The sequence below is a fragment of the Weissella minor genome (assembly GCF_001437425.1).
GTDB lineage: Bacteria > Bacillota > Bacilli > Lactobacillales > Lactobacillaceae > Weissella > Weissella minor.
Genome location: NZ_JQCD01000031.1, coordinates 99,848 through 118,304, shown reverse-complemented (window position 1 = coordinate 118,304; position 18,457 = coordinate 99,848). Strand labels below are relative to the sequence as shown.

The 18,457-nt window shown below is 40.8% G+C and carries 18 protein-coding genes and 3 tRNA genes; all 21 read right to left on the bottom strand.

Features of this window, described 5'->3' with window-relative positions:
- Positions 1 to 46 precede the first annotated feature (46 nt).
- The 21 genes from IV67_RS08095 to IV67_RS07995 all read right to left on the bottom strand — a co-directional run bounded on the left by IV67_RS08095 (position 47) and on the right by IV67_RS07995 (position 18,455).
- Positions 47 to 1,939: a M13-type metalloendopeptidase gene (locus IV67_RS08095; protein ID WP_057788857.1), complete on the bottom strand. Its 1,893-nt coding sequence runs from the start codon at positions 1,937 to 1,939 to the stop codon at positions 47 to 49.
- Between the two features lie 125 nt (positions 1,940 to 2,064).
- Complete coding sequence (locus IV67_RS08090; RefSeq protein WP_057788855.1) at positions 2,065 to 2,784, bottom strand: DUF4811 domain-containing protein; 720 nt, start codon at positions 2,782 to 2,784, stop codon at positions 2,065 to 2,067.
- 60 nt (positions 2,785 to 2,844) lie between these two features.
- Positions 2,845 to 3,651 (bottom strand): bifunctional hydroxymethylpyrimidine kinase/phosphomethylpyrimidine kinase, encoded by an 807-nt coding sequence (gene thiD, locus IV67_RS08085; RefSeq protein WP_057788853.1) that lies wholly within the window; start codon positions 3,649 to 3,651, stop codon positions 2,845 to 2,847.
- 142 nt (positions 3,652 to 3,793) lie between these two features.
- A complete protein-coding gene (locus tag IV67_RS08080) occupies positions 3,794 to 6,247 on the bottom strand; it encodes a phosphoketolase family protein (protein ID WP_057788851.1) in 2,454 nt (817 codons plus the stop codon).
- Positions 6,248 to 6,403: 156 nt separating this feature from the next.
- Positions 6,404 to 7,135, bottom strand: coding sequence for a GntR family transcriptional regulator (locus tag IV67_RS08075; RefSeq protein WP_057788849.1), 732 nt, complete (start codon positions 7,133 to 7,135; stop codon positions 6,404 to 6,406).
- A gap of 88 nt (positions 7,136 to 7,223) precedes the next feature.
- Entirely contained in the window at positions 7,224 to 7,892 is a 669-nt protein-coding gene (locus tag IV67_RS08070; protein ID WP_057788846.1) for an HD domain-containing protein, read from the bottom strand.
- A gap of 12 nt (positions 7,893 to 7,904) precedes the next feature.
- Positions 7,905 to 8,618 carry a hypothetical protein gene (locus IV67_RS08065; protein ID WP_057788843.1) on the bottom strand — a complete coding sequence of 238 codons (714 nt, stop codon included), beginning with the start codon at positions 8,616 to 8,618 and terminating at the stop codon, positions 7,905 to 7,907.
- Positions 8,615 to 9,106, bottom strand: coding sequence for a YbaK/EbsC family protein (locus IV67_RS08060; protein ID WP_057788841.1), 492 nt, complete (start codon positions 9,104 to 9,106; stop codon positions 8,615 to 8,617). The genes IV67_RS08065 and IV67_RS08060 overlap by 4 nt, the downstream gene beginning before the upstream one ends.
- Positions 9,107 to 9,200: 94 nt before the next feature.
- On the bottom strand, positions 9,201 to 10,832 hold the full coding sequence (locus IV67_RS08055; RefSeq protein WP_057788839.1) for an ABC-F family ATP-binding cassette domain-containing protein: 1,632 nt from the start codon (positions 10,830 to 10,832) through the stop codon (positions 9,201 to 9,203).
- Positions 10,833 to 10,936: 104 nt separating this feature from the next.
- The gene (locus IV67_RS08050) at positions 10,937 to 11,722 is read right to left on the bottom strand and encodes a metal ABC transporter permease (RefSeq protein ID WP_057788837.1); all 786 of its coding nucleotides are present in this window, start codon (positions 11,720 to 11,722) and stop codon (positions 10,937 to 10,939) included.
- A complete protein-coding gene (locus tag IV67_RS08045) occupies positions 11,715 to 12,404 on the bottom strand; it encodes a metal ABC transporter ATP-binding protein (RefSeq protein ID WP_057788835.1) in 690 nt (229 codons plus the stop codon). The genes IV67_RS08050 and IV67_RS08045 overlap by 8 nt, the downstream gene beginning before the upstream one ends.
- On the bottom strand, positions 12,401 to 13,309 hold the full coding sequence (locus IV67_RS08040; protein WP_083486715.1) for a metal ABC transporter solute-binding protein, Zn/Mn family: 909 nt from the start codon (positions 13,307 to 13,309) through the stop codon (positions 12,401 to 12,403). The genes IV67_RS08045 and IV67_RS08040 overlap by 4 nt, the downstream gene beginning before the upstream one ends.
- The gene (locus tag IV67_RS08035; RefSeq protein ID WP_057788833.1) at positions 13,302 to 13,769 is read right to left on the bottom strand and encodes a MarR family winged helix-turn-helix transcriptional regulator; all 468 of its coding nucleotides are present in this window, start codon (positions 13,767 to 13,769) and stop codon (positions 13,302 to 13,304) included. The genes IV67_RS08040 and IV67_RS08035 overlap by 8 nt, the downstream gene beginning before the upstream one ends.
- 64 nt (positions 13,770 to 13,833) lie before the next feature.
- Positions 13,834 to 14,277, bottom strand: coding sequence for a SprT family protein (locus tag IV67_RS08030; protein ID WP_057788831.1), 444 nt, complete (start codon positions 14,275 to 14,277; stop codon positions 13,834 to 13,836).
- Positions 14,267 to 15,073 carry a hypothetical protein gene (locus IV67_RS08025; RefSeq protein WP_057788829.1) on the bottom strand — a complete coding sequence of 269 codons (807 nt, stop codon included), beginning with the start codon at positions 15,071 to 15,073 and terminating at the stop codon, positions 14,267 to 14,269. The genes IV67_RS08030 and IV67_RS08025 overlap by 11 nt, the downstream gene beginning before the upstream one ends.
- Before the next feature lie 41 nt (positions 15,074 to 15,114).
- Positions 15,115 to 15,861: a DUF975 family protein gene (locus tag IV67_RS08020; RefSeq protein WP_057788828.1), complete on the bottom strand. Its 747-nt coding sequence runs from the start codon at positions 15,859 to 15,861 to the stop codon at positions 15,115 to 15,117.
- A 73-nt stretch (positions 15,862 to 15,934) separates the two neighbouring features.
- A tRNA-Gln gene (locus IV67_RS08015) sits at positions 15,935 to 16,006 on the bottom strand.
- A gap of 5 nt (positions 16,007 to 16,011) precedes the next feature.
- Positions 16,012 to 16,094, bottom strand: a tRNA-Tyr gene (locus tag IV67_RS08010).
- Positions 16,095 to 16,146: 52 nt separating this feature from the next.
- On the bottom strand, positions 16,147 to 17,703 hold the full coding sequence (locus tag IV67_RS08005) for an MFS transporter (RefSeq protein WP_201782744.1): 1,557 nt from the start codon (positions 17,701 to 17,703) through the stop codon (positions 16,147 to 16,149).
- Positions 17,690 to 18,259 carry a PadR family transcriptional regulator gene (locus IV67_RS08000; protein WP_057788826.1) on the bottom strand — a complete coding sequence of 190 codons (570 nt, stop codon included), beginning with the start codon at positions 18,257 to 18,259 and terminating at the stop codon, positions 17,690 to 17,692. Before IV67_RS08000 ends, IV67_RS08005 begins: the two co-directional genes overlap by 14 nt.
- Before the next feature lie 124 nt (positions 18,260 to 18,383).
- Positions 18,384 to 18,455, bottom strand: a tRNA-Gln gene (locus IV67_RS07995).
- Between the last annotated feature and the right edge of the window lie 2 nt (positions 18,456 to 18,457).

Sequence of the window (18,457 nt, the reverse complement as noted above, 5' to 3'; positions counted from 1 at the left end):
CATTTAATTTTTATTTTTGCAACACTCACGCGAAATTTGTCCACTTTTACCAAATAATCACGCGATCTTCAGGCGCTCGATACATACCATCACCCGGTTGTACATCGTAAGTCGTGTGGAACTCCTCAAAGTTAGCAGCTGGAATATTTGCACGGTAGCGACTAGGCGCATGCACATCAGTAGCTGCAATCATCTTAGCAAATTCTGGACGAGCCTTGTTACGCCAGATACGCGCCCAATTAGTGAAGAATTCATTCGCTGAGAAATCAGCTTCTAATTCTGCAGCTTGCAAAGCCGCTGCCAAACCGCCAAGGTCAGCCACATTTTCTGAAACCGTCAAAGTTCCATTCACCTTAACATCTTCAACCTCAAGTCCATCAAATTGTGCAACGACACGGTCAGTTCGTTCTTTAAAGGCAGCAAAATCTGCTTCAGTCCACCAATTATTCAAATTACCATGTTCATCAAATTCAGCCCCATTTGTATCAAAGGCGTGTGAAATTTCATGCGCAATAACTGCTCCGATTCCCCCGAAATTTTGTGAAGCAGTTTGGTCTAAACTATAGAATGGTGCTTGCAAAATTGCGGCTGGGAAGACAATTTGATTTTGTTGTGGAGAATAATACGCGTTGACCATATTTGCTGGCATTGACCATTCTGTTTGGTCAACCGGTTGATTCCAACGTGACCAGGATTCAGCAGTTGCCTGTTCTCGAATTTTTTGCGCCACACTGACTAATTCATCATCAGCTTCAACAACACGCTTAGAGAAGCGTTCTGGTAACTTCTCAGGGTATCCAATATGTGGCGTAATAACATCTAACTTCGCTTGAGCTTTGGCTTTAGTCTCATCTTGTAGCCAATCAACCGCTTGCAAACGTTGCTTAAACACATTAATCATGGTTTGCACTTTATGTTCGACGTCAGCCTTAGCTTCAGCTGGGAACTTTTCACCCGCGTACCATAAGCCTAATGGCTGATCAAAAGCCCCTTCGGCCAAATAATATGCTGACTTACGTTGACTGCTTGGTGCTGGTACACCCGAAATATAGCGACCGTAGGCGCCACCTAACAAACGAATATCCTCTGATAGGTAAGCCGTAAAGCTATTTACAATTGATACCAACAAATGCGCTTTTAATTCTGGCCAAGCAGCGTCTGAGAAAAACTCACCCGCATTTTGCCAGAAACGCTCATCGCCCACAATAATTTGCTCAGGAATTGTCCCAATTTGTGCCTGTACTAAAGTGGTTACATCAAGCGCACCTGCTAATTGCACAAATTCATCCCAAGCATATGGATGATACCAATCTTTTGTAATTGAGGCTTCTTCATTACTCTTCACATACTTGGCAACTTTGGCATCAAATGCTAAGTTTTTCTTCAAAATATCAGCAGCCTCGGCATCATCAAAGCCAAATTTCTTAAATAACTCTGTCTGGATTTCAAGCCATTTATCCAATAATTCTTGTTTTTGTGGATGGTCATCGGCATAGTAAGTCGTATCAGGTAAAATCGTTCCAAAACTGTCTGCCCACAAAACATTGCGTTGCGCATCTTTAAAATCAGGTTCAATTGCTAATGGCACAGCATTTGGCAAACCAGCTTGTTCCAGTTCAACTAAGTGCGCATTATAGTCTTCAAACGAGTCTAACGCTTGATACTTTGCAATCAAGGGTTTAACTGGTTCCGCACCTTTAGCATCACGTTGTTCCCAATCACTTGCTAAACGATGATAGTTAACAAAACTTTTTAAAATCGCATCATCCGGCACATTATTTCCAGCTAACCATTCATCAGTTGTCTCTAACATGAGGGCTTCAACTTCGTCTCTCAGATCGATAAAACCACCTGTACTAGGCTTGTCATCAGGAATCACGGCTTGCGCTTCCCATTCAGCATTCACTGCATCATATAAATTATCTTTTTTTTGAGTCATCCTTTTGCCTCCAGTTAAGTTACTATAACCCTCATTTTATCACACTCATCTTTTTTTAACATACTAATTTTAATCTAATAAAAAAGAACCAAAGTGCCAAAAAAGGCAATTCGGTCCTAAAAAAACTACTTAATATTCCAATCCTTAAGCTGCTTCTCAATTTGCTTATTGATTTTCTCTTCACTCTTTTTTGTTTCATCAGCTACAATTTTGTCTTGCAACTTTTTCTGCGCATTTTTGTCCTTTAAGAAATTATGATTTTCATCGTAAGCTCTCGCATACTCATCTTTAACACGCTTTGCAACATTGTCAGACAAATTTTCATCTGATGCCGTTGCAATTTTTTCTAGCTTATCAAATTGGTCCGTTGATACGATATGCCAATCTTTTGGAACCGTCATCGTATAAGCGGTATCTGCTTGATCTTGCGAATTCTTTCCAAGACGCATAAAACGATCAAAAACATTTGACTCAACAAAAGTCGTCACACTGGTCTTTAATGTTGCTGGTGACCCCGTTTTTAGCGTCATCGTCGTGTTTTTAGCCAGCGTTTGATAACTCTTATCATTTAACTGATACGTATAACGTTTATTATCGCCAATTTTTTGGGTTGTAATAAAATTATATTTACCAACTTGTGCAGCTGGTTCGATTTTTTCAGTTCTTGATTCTTCATTTCGCGTCATAAACAAATGTTTGTCATCAGCGACATGTAGTCCCCACAAATTACCAGCAATCAGCACAATTCCCAATACAAGGGGAATCCAACGTACTTCCCGATGCTGTGTATATTGTAATAAAGTATATAGTAAAAATACAATTCCTAGTACTAATAGTACGATCATAATTGATACTCCTCGTTTAATTTATCAAGTACTAGTTTATCAAATTTTGACCCATAATGCCTAGTCTTGAGCCTGCCAAATGTTAATTGGGCCAAATTGATGTCCAACCTCAATCGTATTGGCAATGGCTTGATACGTCAATTCCTTTGCTAAAGTCGCTGCTTCCAAGACAGTTGCACCTTTGGCGAGTTCAGAAACGATGACTGATGACAATGTATCACCCGTTCCATTAATATGCGTTGTTGGTACATAAGGCGCTGTCAGCCAGTGTTTTTCCCCATTTTCTAACAACAATAGGTCGCGCACCTCTTGCTGGTCGTCCTCACTATGTCTTCCCTTTAACAAAACATTTTTTGCACCAAATGATTGAATTTTTTGAGCAGCTGTTTCCATATCATCGGACGTTTCAATTGACATATCCGCTAATAATTCACCTTCATAAATATTTGGTGTGGTCACCGTCGCTAATGGTAATAACTCATTTTGTACCGCTTGAATCGCATCCAGCTCCAACAAGGTTGCACCGTGTTTCGTTGAAATCACAGGGTCAACCACTAAAGCACCAAATGACACCTGCTTTAAATTATCGACAACTGTTTGAATAATTGGTTGATCGGCTAACATACCCGTCTTGGCCGCCTTGATGTCAAAATCATCAGCAATACTCTTAAATTGCTGATTGATAAATGGCAAATCCATTGTACGTTGATCTTGGATTCCGTATGAGTTTCCGGCAACAGCAGCCGTTAAAATCATCATACCGTATGTGTTACGCGCAAAAAAAGTATGTAAATCTGCTGGACCACCCGCAGAACCATCACTATCATTACCAGCGATTGTCACAACTTGAGGAAATTCATTTACCATATTATGCACACTCCTATCATTGACTGATGCGATTAGAATTAATCCTATTATAAGCGACTCACTCCAAATAAAAAAGCCAGGAATCATCAAATTAATGATAATTCCTAGCTATTATTTAAACTATTTTAAACAAAATTGGTGATTAAACCAATGGTGTCCACTTCCAGTCAGTGAATTCTTCAATGTCACGACCTTCGTTACGAGTAACGTCGAAGTGCTTAGCCAAGATTTGGTCCATCTTCTCTAGGAAGACAGAACCCTTAGCTTCATCAACAACACCGTTAGCCATCAATGTTGAAACAGCATCCTTGGCTTGGTTGAAACGATCCAATTGTGAGTATACACGCATGTCGTAAGTAGTTGTGATGTCACCATCTTCACGGTAACCGTGTGGGTGCAATCCCAAGTGTTGACGCTCGTAGAAGAATGATTCGATCAAATCTTCGTAACCGTGGAATCCAAAGACAACAGGAGTTCCGTTCTCACCGAAGTAAGCTGAGAATTCTTCGTCAGTCAATTCACGATCATCGTTCATTTCACCGTTCTTCTTTTGCAAACGCATCAATTCAACAACGTTCACATAACGCAACTTAACTTCAGGGAAGGCTTCGTTAACTAGGTGCAAAGCAGCCAAAGTTTCGATTGTTGGTTCAACACCAGCAGATGCGAAGACGATGTCAGCTTCACCGTTAGGTGCAGTAGATGCCCAGTCAATTGTAGCCAATCCTTCAGTAGCCAACAATTCAGCTTCGTCAGCTGAGAACCATTGTTGACGTGGTTGCTTAGAAGCAACAACGTGGTTCACCAAATGACGTTCTGAGAATGCACGGTTGAATACAGCCAACAATGAGTTTCCATCAGCTGGCAAGTATTGGCGAACGAAGTTAGACTTCTTCTCAGCCAAGTGTGTCAACATACCTGGATCTTGGTGAGTGTAACCGTTGTGGTCTTGTTGGAATACAGTTGAAGTTGAGATCAAGTTCAATGATGGGTAATCATTACGCCATGCTTGTTCTGAAGCGTGACGCAACCACTTGAAGTGTTGAGTAATCATTGAGTCTACAACACGCAAGAATGATTCGTATGACGCGAATACACCAACACGACCAGTCAATGTGTAGGCTTCCAACCAACCTTCAGCTTGGTGTTCTGAAAGTTGTGAATCAATGATACGTCCTTCAGGTCCAACGTATTGGTCGTTAGGTTCCTTAACTTCTGACATCCATTGACGGTTTGTCATCTTGAACATATCCCATAGACGGTTTGACATAGTTTCGTCAGGTCCGAAGATACGGAATGATGTTGGGTTCATCTTTGCGATTTCAGCAAAGAATCCTGACAACACGTTCATGTCCATGTTACGGTTTCCATCAGCTAATTCAGTACCACGGTTTTCAGCAGTAATGTCGTTAGCAAATTGACGCCAGTCTGGCAAATCCAAATCCTTTGATGATTCACCCTTAGGTGCACCACCATTAGTGATTGGGTTTGATCCCATACGCTTGTCACCCTTAGGTGCAATTTCAGCCAATTCTGACTTCAATGTACCATCAGCGTTGAACAATTCTTGTGGCTTGTATGAGTTCATCCATTCTTCGAATTGTGGCAAAGTTTCCATCTTGTTTGCTGACAAAGGCAATGGAACTTGGTGCGCACGGAATGAACCTTCGATAGGGTTACCGTCAGCATCAAATTGAGGTCCACCCCAACCCTTTGGCAAACGAGCAATAATTACAGGCCAAGCTGCAATTTCACCATCTTCGTAACGTCCGTTTTCACGAGCGTCCTTTTGGATTGCTTGGATGTCTTCGATTGCTTGGTCAAACACTTGAGCTGATTGCTCGTGGTAAGCCATGTAATCATGAATGTCATCGTTTTCGATGAAACGAGGTGACCATCCCAAACCTTCAAAGAATTCTGACAAGTGCTTGTCATCCATACGTGAGAACAATGTTGGGTTTGAAATCTTGAATCCGTTCAAGTCCAAGATTGGCAAAACAGCACCGTCGTTCTTAGGGTTCAAGAACTTGATTGAGTTCCAAGCAGTCATTGAAGGACCAGTTTCGGCTTCACCGTCACCAATAACAGCAAAAGCGATTTGGTCTGGGTTATCAAGCACAGCACCAGTGGCGTGTGACAATGAGTAACCTAATTCTCCACCTTCGTGCAATGAACCAGGTGTTTGCGCAGTCATGTGTGATCCGATTCCACCAGGGAATGAGAAACGCTTGAACAAACGTGACATACCTTCGATATCTTGAGTAATCTCAGGAATATCTTCTGTGTATGATCCGTCAAGATATGCGTTCGTAACCATAACTTGTCCACCGTGACCAGGTCCACCAACATAGAACATGTTTAGGTCGTACTTGTTGATCAAACGGTTAGCATGTGCGTAAAGGAAAGTTTGACCTGAGATAGTTCCCCAGTGTCCGATAGGCTTAACTTTAACGTCTTCTTCAGTAATTGGTGTATTTGTAACTGAGAACAATGGGTTGCTCTTCAAGAAAATCATACCAGCTGAAAGATAATTAGTTGCACGCCACCAGGCGTCAACCTTTTCAAGGTAATCCTTTGAATCAAAATCTACTGCCATTTTGAATCTCCTTAATATTTGTTATGAAAATAAAATTAAGACTTTAAGGGCCAATTCCCTAAGTCAACACAATCATAATAACAGATTTAAAATGAACATACAAGAATAAATAAATAATTGGAACGGTCCAATTATTTAAATGATATATGATCTGGCTTATTCGCCGTCTAGACTATCAAAACTATTATATTTCATGTATTTATAGTGAACACGCATCGTTCCAACTTCAAAAGGCGTGCCATCATCTAGAAAATAAATACCGCCCATGACCCCAACTGGTTCATTGGGGGCTAAATCCAATTCTGCTTGATCTTTTGCCGTTGATGGTTCAACCGTCACAGATAAGAATGACCGCGTTACGGCCTTCTTAGTCGTCATTTCAGCATATTGGAAAAGCGATGCATTCAAATCAGCTGCCGTTAAATTAGGCAATAATTTTACTGGAACTAATGCATCCTCACTCATAAAGGTCTTGCCTTTTAGTTGACGCAAACGTTGAATATGATAAACCGGTTCATCAGGCTGTAAGAACAGCGCCAATTGCGTATCATCGTCAGCGGGGTGTTGTTCGAAACTCACTAATTCAATTGCTGGTACTTCGTCATCGAAACGGAAAGAGTCTGAAACCCCTAAATTATGTCCCGTTGATTGGAACATGGTTTGATTTTTTAAATATAACGGATTCACAAAAGTTCCAGATCCGCGCTTTTTAAAGATAATCCCTTGTTGTGCCAAGACATTTAGTGCTCGTTTAATTGAGCTTCGTGAAACTTCGTAAGCGGTTGCTAACGAACGCTCGTCCGGCAATTTTAAATTTTCGAACTCTTGGTCATTAATGCGCTGTTTCAAGTCTGTTAAAACACGCAAATAAATTGCTTCTTGTTCCATAGCCACGCTCCTAATGTAATCATTTGTTCATAATAACATAAAAGTGGTCCAACCAAAAGATTGGTTGGACCACTTTGTTTGATTACTATTAATAATCTTCGCCGACCCATTCCGCTTTGAATTGGTCCACAAATTGATGCATCGCAGTATCACGGATTGTACCAATCCGCTTTGCTTCATCAGTATTTAAATAGTCTTTTAATAAAAATAATTTTTCATCGAAATGATTAATCATCGTTTCGCCAGCCGGATTACGATAATCTGCCTTCGTTTTTAAATCACGTGGGGGCATTGCTGGATCGTATAAAATATGGTGTGCTTGGACCCCATATTGAATCACACGCGCAGCCGCAATCATCCCCATTGCCTCAAGTCGATCTGCATCCTGAACAATTTGTCCTGAAATATCAAGGGGTTCTGGATTACCAAAACGTTGCTTACTCCATGACATATTATCAATGATTTGGAAAATTGCGTTTTGTTTTACCTCGGATACACCCACACGTGTCATTTCATCGGCAACACGTTGTTTGGCTTGTTCCACGTCATCAAACAACTTATCGTCATACGTGTCATGTAATGTAGCGGCAGCTAATGTAATGAATTCATCAGCCGTTGGTTCCGACTGTAAGATATGCTCAGCCAATTGAATAACCCGGTCAATATGACCGGTATCATGGCCTGTTTCATCTTCTGCTAACGTCTGACGCATAAAAGCATCAAGTGCGGCTAATTGTGTTGATTCCTGTTGATCCATGATAATGCCTCCCTAATCCTTAAAGATAAAATTAAACATAATGTCGATAACTAAACTCAGACTAAACATTATCACAAAGAAATACAAGCCATAACGACCAAAAACATTCCACAACTCATTCGTACCACGTACCATAAAGAAAACTGGTATGGCGATAACACTAATCAATCCTGCATAACTAACAACCCCACTGCGTACATTTTGCCAATCAGCATCACTTAAATTTAATGCCAAACAAAATTGAATGGTTAACACAAGTCCGATACCGAATTTCCACCAGGTTATATCAAACCACAGACCAGCAAGGCTACGATATTGAATCGCTTCAATTAACTGCGGCCAACAAAAATAGGTCACGCCCCACATCGCTAAGCCAATCCCAAAAATGGGTCCCATGCCAATGAAGAAATTGCCTAATCGTTGGTAAAAACTCTTAGGGTTCCATGCATGCGAGACATAGCCCAACTTTTGATTTTCATCACCTTTTTGCACCAGACTGATTTGATCAATTTTATGACGGAATATCAATGCCATGGCGGCATGTGACAATTCATGAATGATAATCCCACAGAAACTAAAATAATACTGCGCACGATTACCCAAACGATTAACGAGAACTTGATTGGTTCGCTTTGTGACAGCTGAAATTAGCGCACTACCCACGAATGGCATAACGAGTGCGATTAACAACAGTTGTCCCCATATAATCAAAAATTCTTGCATCATGCTTGCTGTAGATCCACGAATGTCCCATTAACAAATTCTGCTAACGCATCCGCATCAATCCGAATTGAACGACCAATTTCACCCGCAGAAACGGTTAATTGTCCAGCTACTTGGGCTGATTCATCAATATAAATCGAAAATTTCTTATTTTGCCAAATGCCCACTGGATTATTTGCACCATGTACATACCCCGTGGTCTTTTGTAAATCTTTCGTCGGAATCATTGATACTTTTTTATTTCCTGACGCCACAGCTAATTTCTTTTCATCTAAATGACCATCAATTGGCACAATACCGATAACAGGACCTGTGGTTGTACCTGTTAATGCCAGCGTCTTATAAATATCATGCTCAGTTAAATGATAGCTATCCATTTCAGATTGCTGACGATCCATCCCATCTTCAAACACAATTGTTTCATATGGAACATTCGCTTTATCTAAAATTTGTTCAACTAAAATCTTCTTAATCTTCTTTTTCTTTGACATGTTAAATACCTCTACGCTCAATATGTTACCTTATTTTTTACTCACTTGCTTTAAATTGACATAAAAAAGACGAACATCACTGTTCGTCTTTTTTTTATAATTGAATGTTTTGTTCTTCTAAAGCACTTTGAACTGATGGGTTGCTAATGAATTCATCGTAGTTCGTTTCAGAACGTTCAATAACGCCTTCCTTACCAAGCACAATAATGTGGTCAGCAATTGTTTGCGCAAATGTGTGGTCATGTGATGTAAAGATTAATCCACCCTTATAATCAATCAAACCATCATTCAATGAAGTAATTGATTCCAAATCCAAATGGTTAGTTGGATCGTCAAGAACAAGCACGTTTGGCTTAGTTAACATCAACTTAGCTAACATAACACGCACCTTTTCTCCACCAGATAGCACATCCAAAGTCTTCTCCGCGTCATCACCCTTAAACAACATACGACCAAGCAATCCACGTAAGAAAGTATTGTCATCTTCATCCTTGCCTGCAAAGTCACGCAAGAAATCAAGAATATGCATTTCAGGCTTAGGGAAGTTTTCACTCATATCCTTTGAAATGTAATCACGACTTGTTGTCACACCCCAAGTAACGGTTCCTTCATCAGGTTCCATTGCGCCAGTTAAGATATCAAGCATGGCAGTCGCTGCAACGTCATTGTCAGCCATAATCAATGTCTTTTCGTTTGGACGCAAAGTAAATGATACGTTGTTTAGTAATTGAACACCGTCAACAGTCTTTGAGATATTCTCAACCTTAACCATGTCATTTCCAATTTCGCGTGTAATATCAAAATGGATGTATGGGTATTTACGACTTGAAGGTTGGATGTCATCCAATGTAATCTTGTCCAATTGCTTCTTACGTGCAGTCGCTTGCTTTGACTTAGAAGCATTGGCTGAGAAACGTGCCACGAATTCTTGCAATTCTTTAATTTGTTCTTCCTTCTTGGCATTTTCATTAGCTTGCAAACGTGAAGCTAATTCTGATGATTCCTTCCAGAAGTCATAGTTTCCAACGAATTCAGTAATCTTACCGAAGTCAACATCTAAGGTCATTGTTGAGACCGCATTCAAGAAGTGACGGTCGTGGGATACAACAATAACAATGTTTGGATAGTCGCCTAAGAAGTCTTCCAACCAAGCAATCGTCTTTGTGTCCAAACCGTTAGTCGGCTCGTCCAAAATCAAGATATCAGGGTTACCAAACAAAGCTTGGGCCAACAAGACCTTAACTTTTTCAGTTTCTGAAAGTTCACCCATCAATGTTTGATGTAGTGATTCTTCAATCCCAACACTTTGCAAAAGTTGTGATGCATCTGATTCAGCTGTCCAACCATTCATTTCATCGAATTGCGCTGACAATTCACCGGCACGAATACCGTCTTCATCTGAAAAATCAGGCTTGGCATAGATGGCATCCATTTCAGTCTTAACTTCAGCCAATTCTTTATAACCTTGCATAACTGTGTCCATAACCGTGAACTCATCAAAGGCAAAGTGATCTTGTACCAATGATGACATACGTTCGTTTGGATCCATTGACACATTTCCAGTGGTTGGTTGCAACTTACCTTCTAAAATCTTCAAAAAAGTTGACTTTCCGGCACCGTTCGCACCGATAATCCCATAAGTATTACCTGGTGTAAACTTCAAATTCACATCTTGGTATAGCTTTTTACCGTTAAAAGCAATTGAAACGTTTGATACTGTTAACATATGTTTTTATTCATCCTTATATTTAATTCTTTTCTTCATCCAACACCTAGCATAACAAAAAAAGGCCGGACATATATCCGACCAGTGTATCATTTAATTAACAATTATTCATCCTTATTGATTAATGAAACAAAATAAATCCCTGCTTCAATAATCGCAATATAAAATGAAACCGGTACATTTGTCCAGTATGACAAAATTAATGCTGACCAAACCCCCACAATTCCAAAGAGAATTGCCAAGCCAATCATTTGCCAGACTGTACGTCCCCAGCGCATCGCTGCACTAGCTGGTAGCGTAATCAAAATGAAAATCAATAATGATCCCACGATTTGTGATGAAATCGCCACAGTCATTGCCATCAAAATCAAAAACAAGACTTCAATCCAAACAATATGTTTCAGACTAAAAATCGCTGTATTGTAGTCAAAAGCAAAATGACGTAAAGGACGATAGCAGACTAAGCCCACAACTAGAACAATCACTGCCAAAATAACCACTTGAATAATATTTTCATGGCTAATACTAAAGATTGAGCCAAATAAAATACTGGTAGCCGCACTGGCATTCTTCTGAGACAAGGCCAAGAAAGCAATTCCTAAACCAATTGCAACCGCACTAACAGCTGAAATCAGTGATTCTGAACGACCTTCTTCCATGCCTAGTTCACCAATTGTGGTCGCAGATAAAATCGTAAAGATCAACATCCCCACTAACGGTGACCAGCCCATAAACAAACCAAACGAGGCCCCGGCAAACCCAATCTCACTCAATGTGTGTGACAGGAACGACATATGGCGGGCGACAACGAAAACACCGATAAAACCACTGACAATCGCGATTAGCGTTCCAACTAGGAACGCGTTTTGCATAAACGGATAACTAAGCATGATCTTGGTTTCCCACCTCCAATTGTGTCACATCCAGATCTTTCACTTCACCAAACTCACTACCGTCTGGCTTAAGAAGTAGATAATCATCGGCATATTCTTGAATGATTTCCAAATCATGGCTAATCATAATAATGCTGAGTTGATGATGGTCACGATAATGCCGAACCACATCCATTAATTCATACTTTGCGACATTATCTAAATTAGCAGTTGCTTCATCTAAGATAAGCACCCCTGGATTCACCAGTAACGCTTGAGCTAAGTAAGCCCGTTGACGCTCCCCACCAGACGCGCGATCAATCCGACGATTTGCTAATTTAACAAGATTCGTATCTTCTAAGATATGCGCAATTTGTGCCTTTTCAGCCTTTGTCTGCCAAGGTTGCCAGCCTTGATCAAAGCTCAAACTCACAAATTCTGAAATACGCAAAGGAAAATCCTGGGCATCGGGACGTTCTTGTGGCACATAGCGCACAACTGGCTTTTGATTCGTCCAATTCAACTGTCCTTCAGTCAATTTTTGTTTCTCTAAAATCGCGCGAATTAAGGTCGTCTTTCCGACACCATTATCACCAATAACGGCTAAGACGCGCTGATTCCGCAATTCAAAATTAACATGTCGATATAACCAACGTTGGCCAAATTTAATCCCAACATCAGTCCCAGTTAATACTGTCATGATTGTACCGCCTTTTGTAAACTTTTTAATTGATCATACTGCCAGTCAATATAACTCTTATCTTTTGGCATTGATTCAGTAACTGGTACGATGGGCACGTCAGTCGCTTGCGCTTCTTCTAATGCCTGTTTTACCAACTTACTTGTTGTTTGCGTGTTATTAATTACAGCCACCGCTTGATGATTTTGCAAAGCTGTTTGCCATTTTGTCAAAGCGGCCGGTGTTGGATCATTACCTTCCTCAATCGCATGTGAGAACTCAGGCACCAACATCTTGGCACCTAATGCTTCAAGCTGTGGATCAAACACCGGTTCCGTTGCCAAAATCCCCTTACCGTTGACATCAGCTTTTAACTCAGCTTGTAGCTTTGTTAGCTTTTCAGCTTTTTGTTGATAGGCCTTCGCATTTTTTTCAAAATATTCGCGTTGGTCTGGCTTGATTTCGCTGTAAGTATCTACCAATTGATTTGTTAAACGTGCAACGACATCTGGTTGATACCAATAATGTTCATTATCACCATCATGATAATCATACATATCTGCCAAATTAACTGATTTAGCGTGTGAATTTGACTTGGCAAAACGCTCACTCCATTCATCATATCCACCACCGTTAGAAATAATCACTGTGGCATTCCGATATTGCTTGGCCGTATTCGCCGTTGGTTCAAAGTCGTGCGGATCCACATCAGGACTTGTAATTACACTTTGCACATCCCCTTGATTCCCCAAAACAGCCTCAGCCATTTCACCATAACTATTTAAACTACTCACAACTTGAATTTTGGCATTATCCTTTTTTTCACCTTGATTTTGTTTAAGTCCGGTGACAATCACCATTCCAATCAATGTCAGGACAAAGGCCCCTGAAACAAACAACAACACTTTACTCAAATGACTACGCATGCTTTCCCCCTGTTAACTTATCAGTCATTGCAACTAAGAAACGATTAATAACGGCTTGGTCAGCATCTGAAAACTGATTTAAAACAGCTTCATATTCTGCTTGCGTTTCAACATGTTCACCAGCATGCGCTGATGCTTCAGCCGCACCTTCATCGGTCAACGTCCAACGGTTAATGCGTCCATCAGCCGGGTCTGGCAACAATGTCACCATTGCATGTCCTTCTTTTTGCAGCGCCTTCATCGCCTTGGTCACCGCAGCCGGCGAAACCGCCAAGGCATGCGCCAACTCACCATTCGTTTGTGGCCCATTTTGTGCCAACAACATCAATAGATGACCTTGCGTTAACGTAATCGCCTGCTGTCGCTCGTTCCCCAATAGGATTTCACGTTGGTTTTCTGCTAATAAAAGGACTTGATTTAAAAATTGATCGATTTGCTGTGCGTTTTCTGAAATTGTCATGCCGAAACTCCTTTACCGGTTAATTAACCAGTAAAATATATCACGCTAACAATTTATAAGTCAACTATTTTTCTGAAATTAATTTTAATTTCGACCCGCAACGTCCACAGACATACTTGCGAATATCAATACGTCGCATTCGATAGACGTCATGCCCGTTTTCACATTGATAATGCCATTTGTACCTTTCGGGCACACTGGGTGCAAAACGCGGGGCATCAATGCGCTTTAGTTCATTTCTAAATTCTCGATCACGATGCTGATGCGGTAAGCCTTGTGTATGTAGGTGGTAATGAATTAATTCATGCTTAATAATGCCAATCAACACGGTATCATCATCTACTGCCTCAATTAAGTGCGGATTAATTTCAATATCATGCGTCTGAAGTAAATACCGTCCACCAGTCGTCCGCAGCCGTTTATTAAAAATAGCCTGATGCATAAAGGGACGCTCAAAATATTCCAACGATGTCGCCTCGACTATCGCTTGTAAGTCTTCATTTGTCATCTTTAATCACCTCACGCGGTAATTGAATCGACTTTCGTTGACTGGTTTGCAATTTAATCTGCCCACCATTAAACATGGCCTGCCCTTGCGCTAATTGTTTTTGATAGTCGGCCTCATAAAAGCGGGCGAAATAATTTAAAAAACTCATCCCCAATGATGTCAGTCCTAATCGTCTTTGCAGCATCACAAGCAGCCCATGCCGAATCAACTTTTGTAAGACATCTGCTTCTACCTTAGCAATCGCAATGTTAGAAGCATCTCGATAAAAATTCACGCCTTGTTGACTGATGACAAGCTCCCCATCCGCAATTTCTCTTAAAAATGCATACATTTCGAACGAACAACTTGTGTAACTTTGATTACTTAAATAACCACGAAGCTGTTTTAAAACAGCAGCCACACCGGGATAGTACCCGGTCCAGAGTTGTGTCTTTCTAAAATTAGGTTCACGGGGCGCTGAAACAATGGTTAAGGTTTGGAATTCTACCGTTTTCGGATTAACAAACAAAATGCGTTGCTGGTTGGATTCGTCTAAGACAATACTACGAAGTCCAAAATCCTTTTCGGTTACTTGCTGACTATGCTGTGTAATCAAACGTGTCCATGTTTCACGTGAAACTTGTTCTTGATGCGTTGCAAATTGCACCGTCATTTTTGCTTGGGGCTGCTTTAATTGAATTGGCAACCAAATTGGTGCTCGTTGATCCAATACATTATCAACAGGTCCCAGCGCACCATCAAAGTCTTGCCCTAATTTCAAATAATTCCCAACTATTTTTTCCTGTCTCTTTCCCATCAAATTTACCTCAAAGAAAAAACCGATGATAGCATCGGTTTTTATTTAATATTCTTTTCAATGTCGATTTGGCGTGCCAAATAAAATTCACCAATTGTTGCTTGATAGTATGGAATGACATATACACCCAACAAACCACGGGTTAAACTAGTCAAAATATACCAACCGATAAAACTAAGATTCAACCATAACAATTGCATGCGATAGCCACGCATCATTTCAGATGATGCTCTTAAGTATGCCGTCACACCACGTGGTGCCCGCTTAGTTTGTACATCCGCTGCATACAAGAACGGTGCCATAGCAAAGCTCAAAGCAAAGACAATTCCTGGAACAATGAAAAACATCGTTCCGACTGTAATAATGATATATCGAACCGCACTCAAAATTACACTATCTTTAATCGTATCAGGTTTGAAGAAACGTAAACTCAAGCGCACTGGTCGCGTTGGATTACCTTTTGATAGACGCCACATAACAAAGGCCCATGAAGCACCTAAAGCTAGGATACCGCTGATGACACCATTCACTAGCATAATTCCCATTAGACCTGGTGCATAAGCCTGCACCTTTTCTAAAAATGGACCCGAGGCACCAGCATCATTGTTTAATACCGCCGTGGCGGAATGCATTAAATCAGCATACTTTCCACTGCTTGCATTGATTAAGCCATAAATAAAACGCCAAAAGATGAGACCCAAACTTAAAGACAAAGCAATTTGAAATGTATTTCCATCACCGATAACATGCTGACGTGCTGCTTTTTTAATTTCTCGATTACTTCGCATGTGAATCCTTTCTATCATGACATTACGCTTAAAACAAAAGGCCGGCAAGCGTAATCGCTCACCGACCTTTTCACTGGGATAGCTGGATTCGAACCAGCGATGCACGGTACCAAAAACCGATGCCTTACCACTTGGCCATATCCCAATAAATGGGGGCTATAGGATTCGAACCTATGAACCCGAAGGAATGGATTTACAGTCCACCGCGTTTAACCAGACTTCGCTAAACCCCCGTAACCAACTTATTTATAATAACAAGTTGGCATTTCTTTTGCAAGTGTTTTTTTAATTTTCTTTTGAATCGTTTAACAAGATTGCAGCTGCAATGGCTCCGACCAACACAATTGCGCCGGCCGTCAAGAAGGTCGCAACCATTCCATTATGGAAAGCTGCCATCACCATATCTTGAATTTGCTTTGCTTGTGGCAATGCAGACATGCGTGAACTAAAGGCAACTTCATGGCCACCAAAGGCGCTCACCTTTGTAAATACATCGTGTAACTCAGTTGATAACTTACCCGTTAATCCTAAGCCATTCCAATGACCATTAAGGTAGCTCTCGTAGTTATGTGCTTGTGTTAATCCAAGCATCACAATTCCGACTGTCACACCAAATTGACGGAAGACGTTCAAAATACCTGAAGCCATTCCAGTCTCTGCAGGTTCAATCCCTTCCAAACCAACACTGTTAACCAATGGATTAACCATCGCATTTGAAATTCCTAACAAGACCAAACCAGGTACAATTTCCATAAAGGTCATATTTGGTGAAAGCATAAAGGCAAGTGATAGATAGGCTACAACCCCTAAACCTAAGAATCCAGCAATCAGCCAACGCTTTGAATAACGATCACCTAAACGACCGGTAATTGGTCCTAGAATCAAGGCCCAGATTGACATCACCAGTTGATGTAAACCAGTACTAAAGGCTGAATAACCCATGTAGTTTTGCATCATTGTGGTCAAATAAGCATTAATCGCATAAATTCCTGCACCTAGCGCAAACGCAACAAAGATACCACCAACTAGATTCGCATGCTTAAATAGCTTCAAATTCATCATTGGATTTGGCTTACGTAGCTCGACAAAAATGAAAGCAGCTAATAAGACCATTCCGGCAACTAACCAAGACATCACACGGGGGTCGGTCCAAGCCCAATCAAAATTGTGTTCTTTTTCAATCAAACCATAGACAAATGTAAAGAGCGCACCCCCAGACAAAATCATCCCTAAGAAATCAATCTTTTGTCCCTTACCATAGCTAGGCGTTTCCTTAACATACTTAAAAGCCAAGTAGAAAGCAATAATCCCAATTGGCACATTAATATAGAAAATTGAAGGCCAACCAAAGGTTTCAACTAAGTAACCCCCAACTAGTGGACCGGAAGCAGTTGATAAACCAATCACCGATCCCAAAATTCCCATACCAGTTCCACGCGATGGCCCATCAAAATTCGATGCCACTAACGCCATTGATAATGAGTTTAGACCCGCACCACCAATCGCTTGAAAAGCACGTCCAACGACTAGCACTGGCAAACTCGTAGCCATGCCATTAACTGCCGAGGCAATCACGAAAACAACCATACTAATCATAAACATTCGCTTACGACCATACATATCTCCCAATTTCGAAACAATTAACAAAACTGATGCGAATACAATCGTATAGGCATTTAGGACCCATTGTAGGTCCCCAAATGTCGTATTAAAATCTTCTGCCATTGTTGGCAAAGCAACATTCACCACTGTGACATCTAACAAAGCCATGAACACACCCAGTGACATCGCGATTAACGCAATCCACTTGTGTTGTCCTTGCTCCTGATCAGGCTTCATCATCTTTCTCTTCCTCCAACTTATCTTCAATGTGTTCTTTCATTTCAGCAACCCACGCTAATTGCGCTTCATGCATTTTTGCATCTAATTCAATACTGTGAATCGAACCTTCATAATAACCACGTTCATCCGGTAAACATTGTGATTCCTTCGACAATTTTTTGATTGCCCGCAACGAGTCATCCAACTCATTTTGCATAATCTGTTGATACTCATCCAGAATCGCTAATTGTTTGTCGCTCGCGATATGTCCAAAACCACGAAATTTAAAACGATACATATCATCGCGTTTCGCATCTTGCGCAATCGGCTCATCCATTAAGTCATAAAAACGTTGCCGACCCAAGTCAGTAATATGCATGACCTTTGAACGGCGACCGTTCACTTCCCGTTCGTTTGCTTGAATGTAGCCTTCTTTTTCAAGTCGATCCAACAACGGATACATCACCCCATTTGAAATTTTGCGACGCGGGATTAACGTCTGACCAAGTACATGAGCTAACTTATACCCAGAATAGTCATGTGCCATCAGCATTCCTAAAATTAATAAATCGTACATGTTCGCCTCCAATATGTCGTCTCGACCTATCGACTTAATCTATTATAGGTCGTTTCGACCTATTGTCAACATTTTTTTAGACACAAAAAAAGTGATAAGCAAAATTGCTTATCACTTTAGTTAGCTGGGATAGCTGGATTCGAACCAGCGATGCACGGTACCAAAAACCGATGCCTTACCACTTGGCCATATCCCAAT

Excerpts from the sequence above, each read along its gene's own strand:
- IV67_RS08095 (WP_057788857.1), bottom strand. The coding sequence starts at position 1,939 with ATGACTCAAAAAAAAGATAATTTATATGATGCAGTGAATGCTGAATGG.
- IV67_RS08090 (WP_057788855.1), bottom strand. The coding sequence starts at position 2,784 with ATGATCGTACTATTAGTACTAGGAATTGTATTTTTACTATATACTTTA.
- thiD (WP_057788853.1), bottom strand. The coding sequence starts at position 3,651 with ATGGTAAATGAATTTCCTCAAGTTGTGACAATCGCTGGTAATGATAGT.
- IV67_RS08080 (WP_057788851.1), bottom strand. The coding sequence starts at position 6,247 with ATGGCAGTAGATTTTGATTCAAAGGATTACCTTGAAAAGGTTGACGCC.
- IV67_RS08075 (WP_057788849.1), bottom strand. The coding sequence starts at position 7,135 with ATGGAACAAGAAGCAATTTATTTGCGTGTTTTAACAGACTTGAAACAG.
- IV67_RS08070 (WP_057788846.1), bottom strand. The coding sequence starts at position 7,892 with ATGGATCAACAGGAATCAACACAATTAGCCGCACTTGATGCTTTTATG.
- IV67_RS08065 (WP_057788843.1), bottom strand. The coding sequence starts at position 8,618 with ATGATGCAAGAATTTTTGATTATATGGGGACAACTGTTGTTAATCGCA.
- IV67_RS08060 (WP_057788841.1), bottom strand. The coding sequence starts at position 9,106 with ATGTCAAAGAAAAAGAAGATTAAGAAGATTTTAGTTGAACAAATTTTA.
- IV67_RS08055 (WP_057788839.1), bottom strand. The coding sequence starts at position 10,832 with ATGTTAACAGTATCAAACGTTTCAATTGCTTTTAACGGTAAAAAGCTA.
- IV67_RS08050 (WP_057788837.1), bottom strand. The coding sequence starts at position 11,722 with ATGCTTAGTTATCCGTTTATGCAAAACGCGTTCCTAGTTGGAACGCTA.
- IV67_RS08045 (WP_057788835.1), bottom strand. The coding sequence starts at position 12,404 with ATGACAGTATTAACTGGGACTGATGTTGGGATTAAATTTGGCCAACGT.
- IV67_RS08040 (WP_083486715.1), bottom strand. The coding sequence starts at position 13,309 with ATGCGTAGTCATTTGAGTAAAGTGTTGTTGTTTGTTTCAGGGGCCTTT.
- IV67_RS08035 (WP_057788833.1), bottom strand. The coding sequence starts at position 13,769 with ATGACAATTTCAGAAAACGCACAGCAAATCGATCAATTTTTAAATCAA.
- IV67_RS08030 (WP_057788831.1), bottom strand. The coding sequence starts at position 14,277 with ATGACAAATGAAGACTTACAAGCGATAGTCGAGGCGACATCGTTGGAA.
- IV67_RS08025 (WP_057788829.1), bottom strand. The coding sequence starts at position 15,073 with ATGGGAAAGAGACAGGAAAAAATAGTTGGGAATTATTTGAAATTAGGG.
- IV67_RS08020 (WP_057788828.1), bottom strand. The coding sequence starts at position 15,861 with ATGCGAAGTAATCGAGAAATTAAAAAAGCAGCACGTCAGCATGTTATC.
- IV67_RS08005 (WP_201782744.1), bottom strand. The coding sequence starts at position 17,703 with ATGATGAAGCCTGATCAGGAGCAAGGACAACACAAGTGGATTGCGTTA.
- IV67_RS08000 (WP_057788826.1), bottom strand. The coding sequence starts at position 18,259 with ATGTACGATTTATTAATTTTAGGAATGCTGATGGCACATGACTATTCT.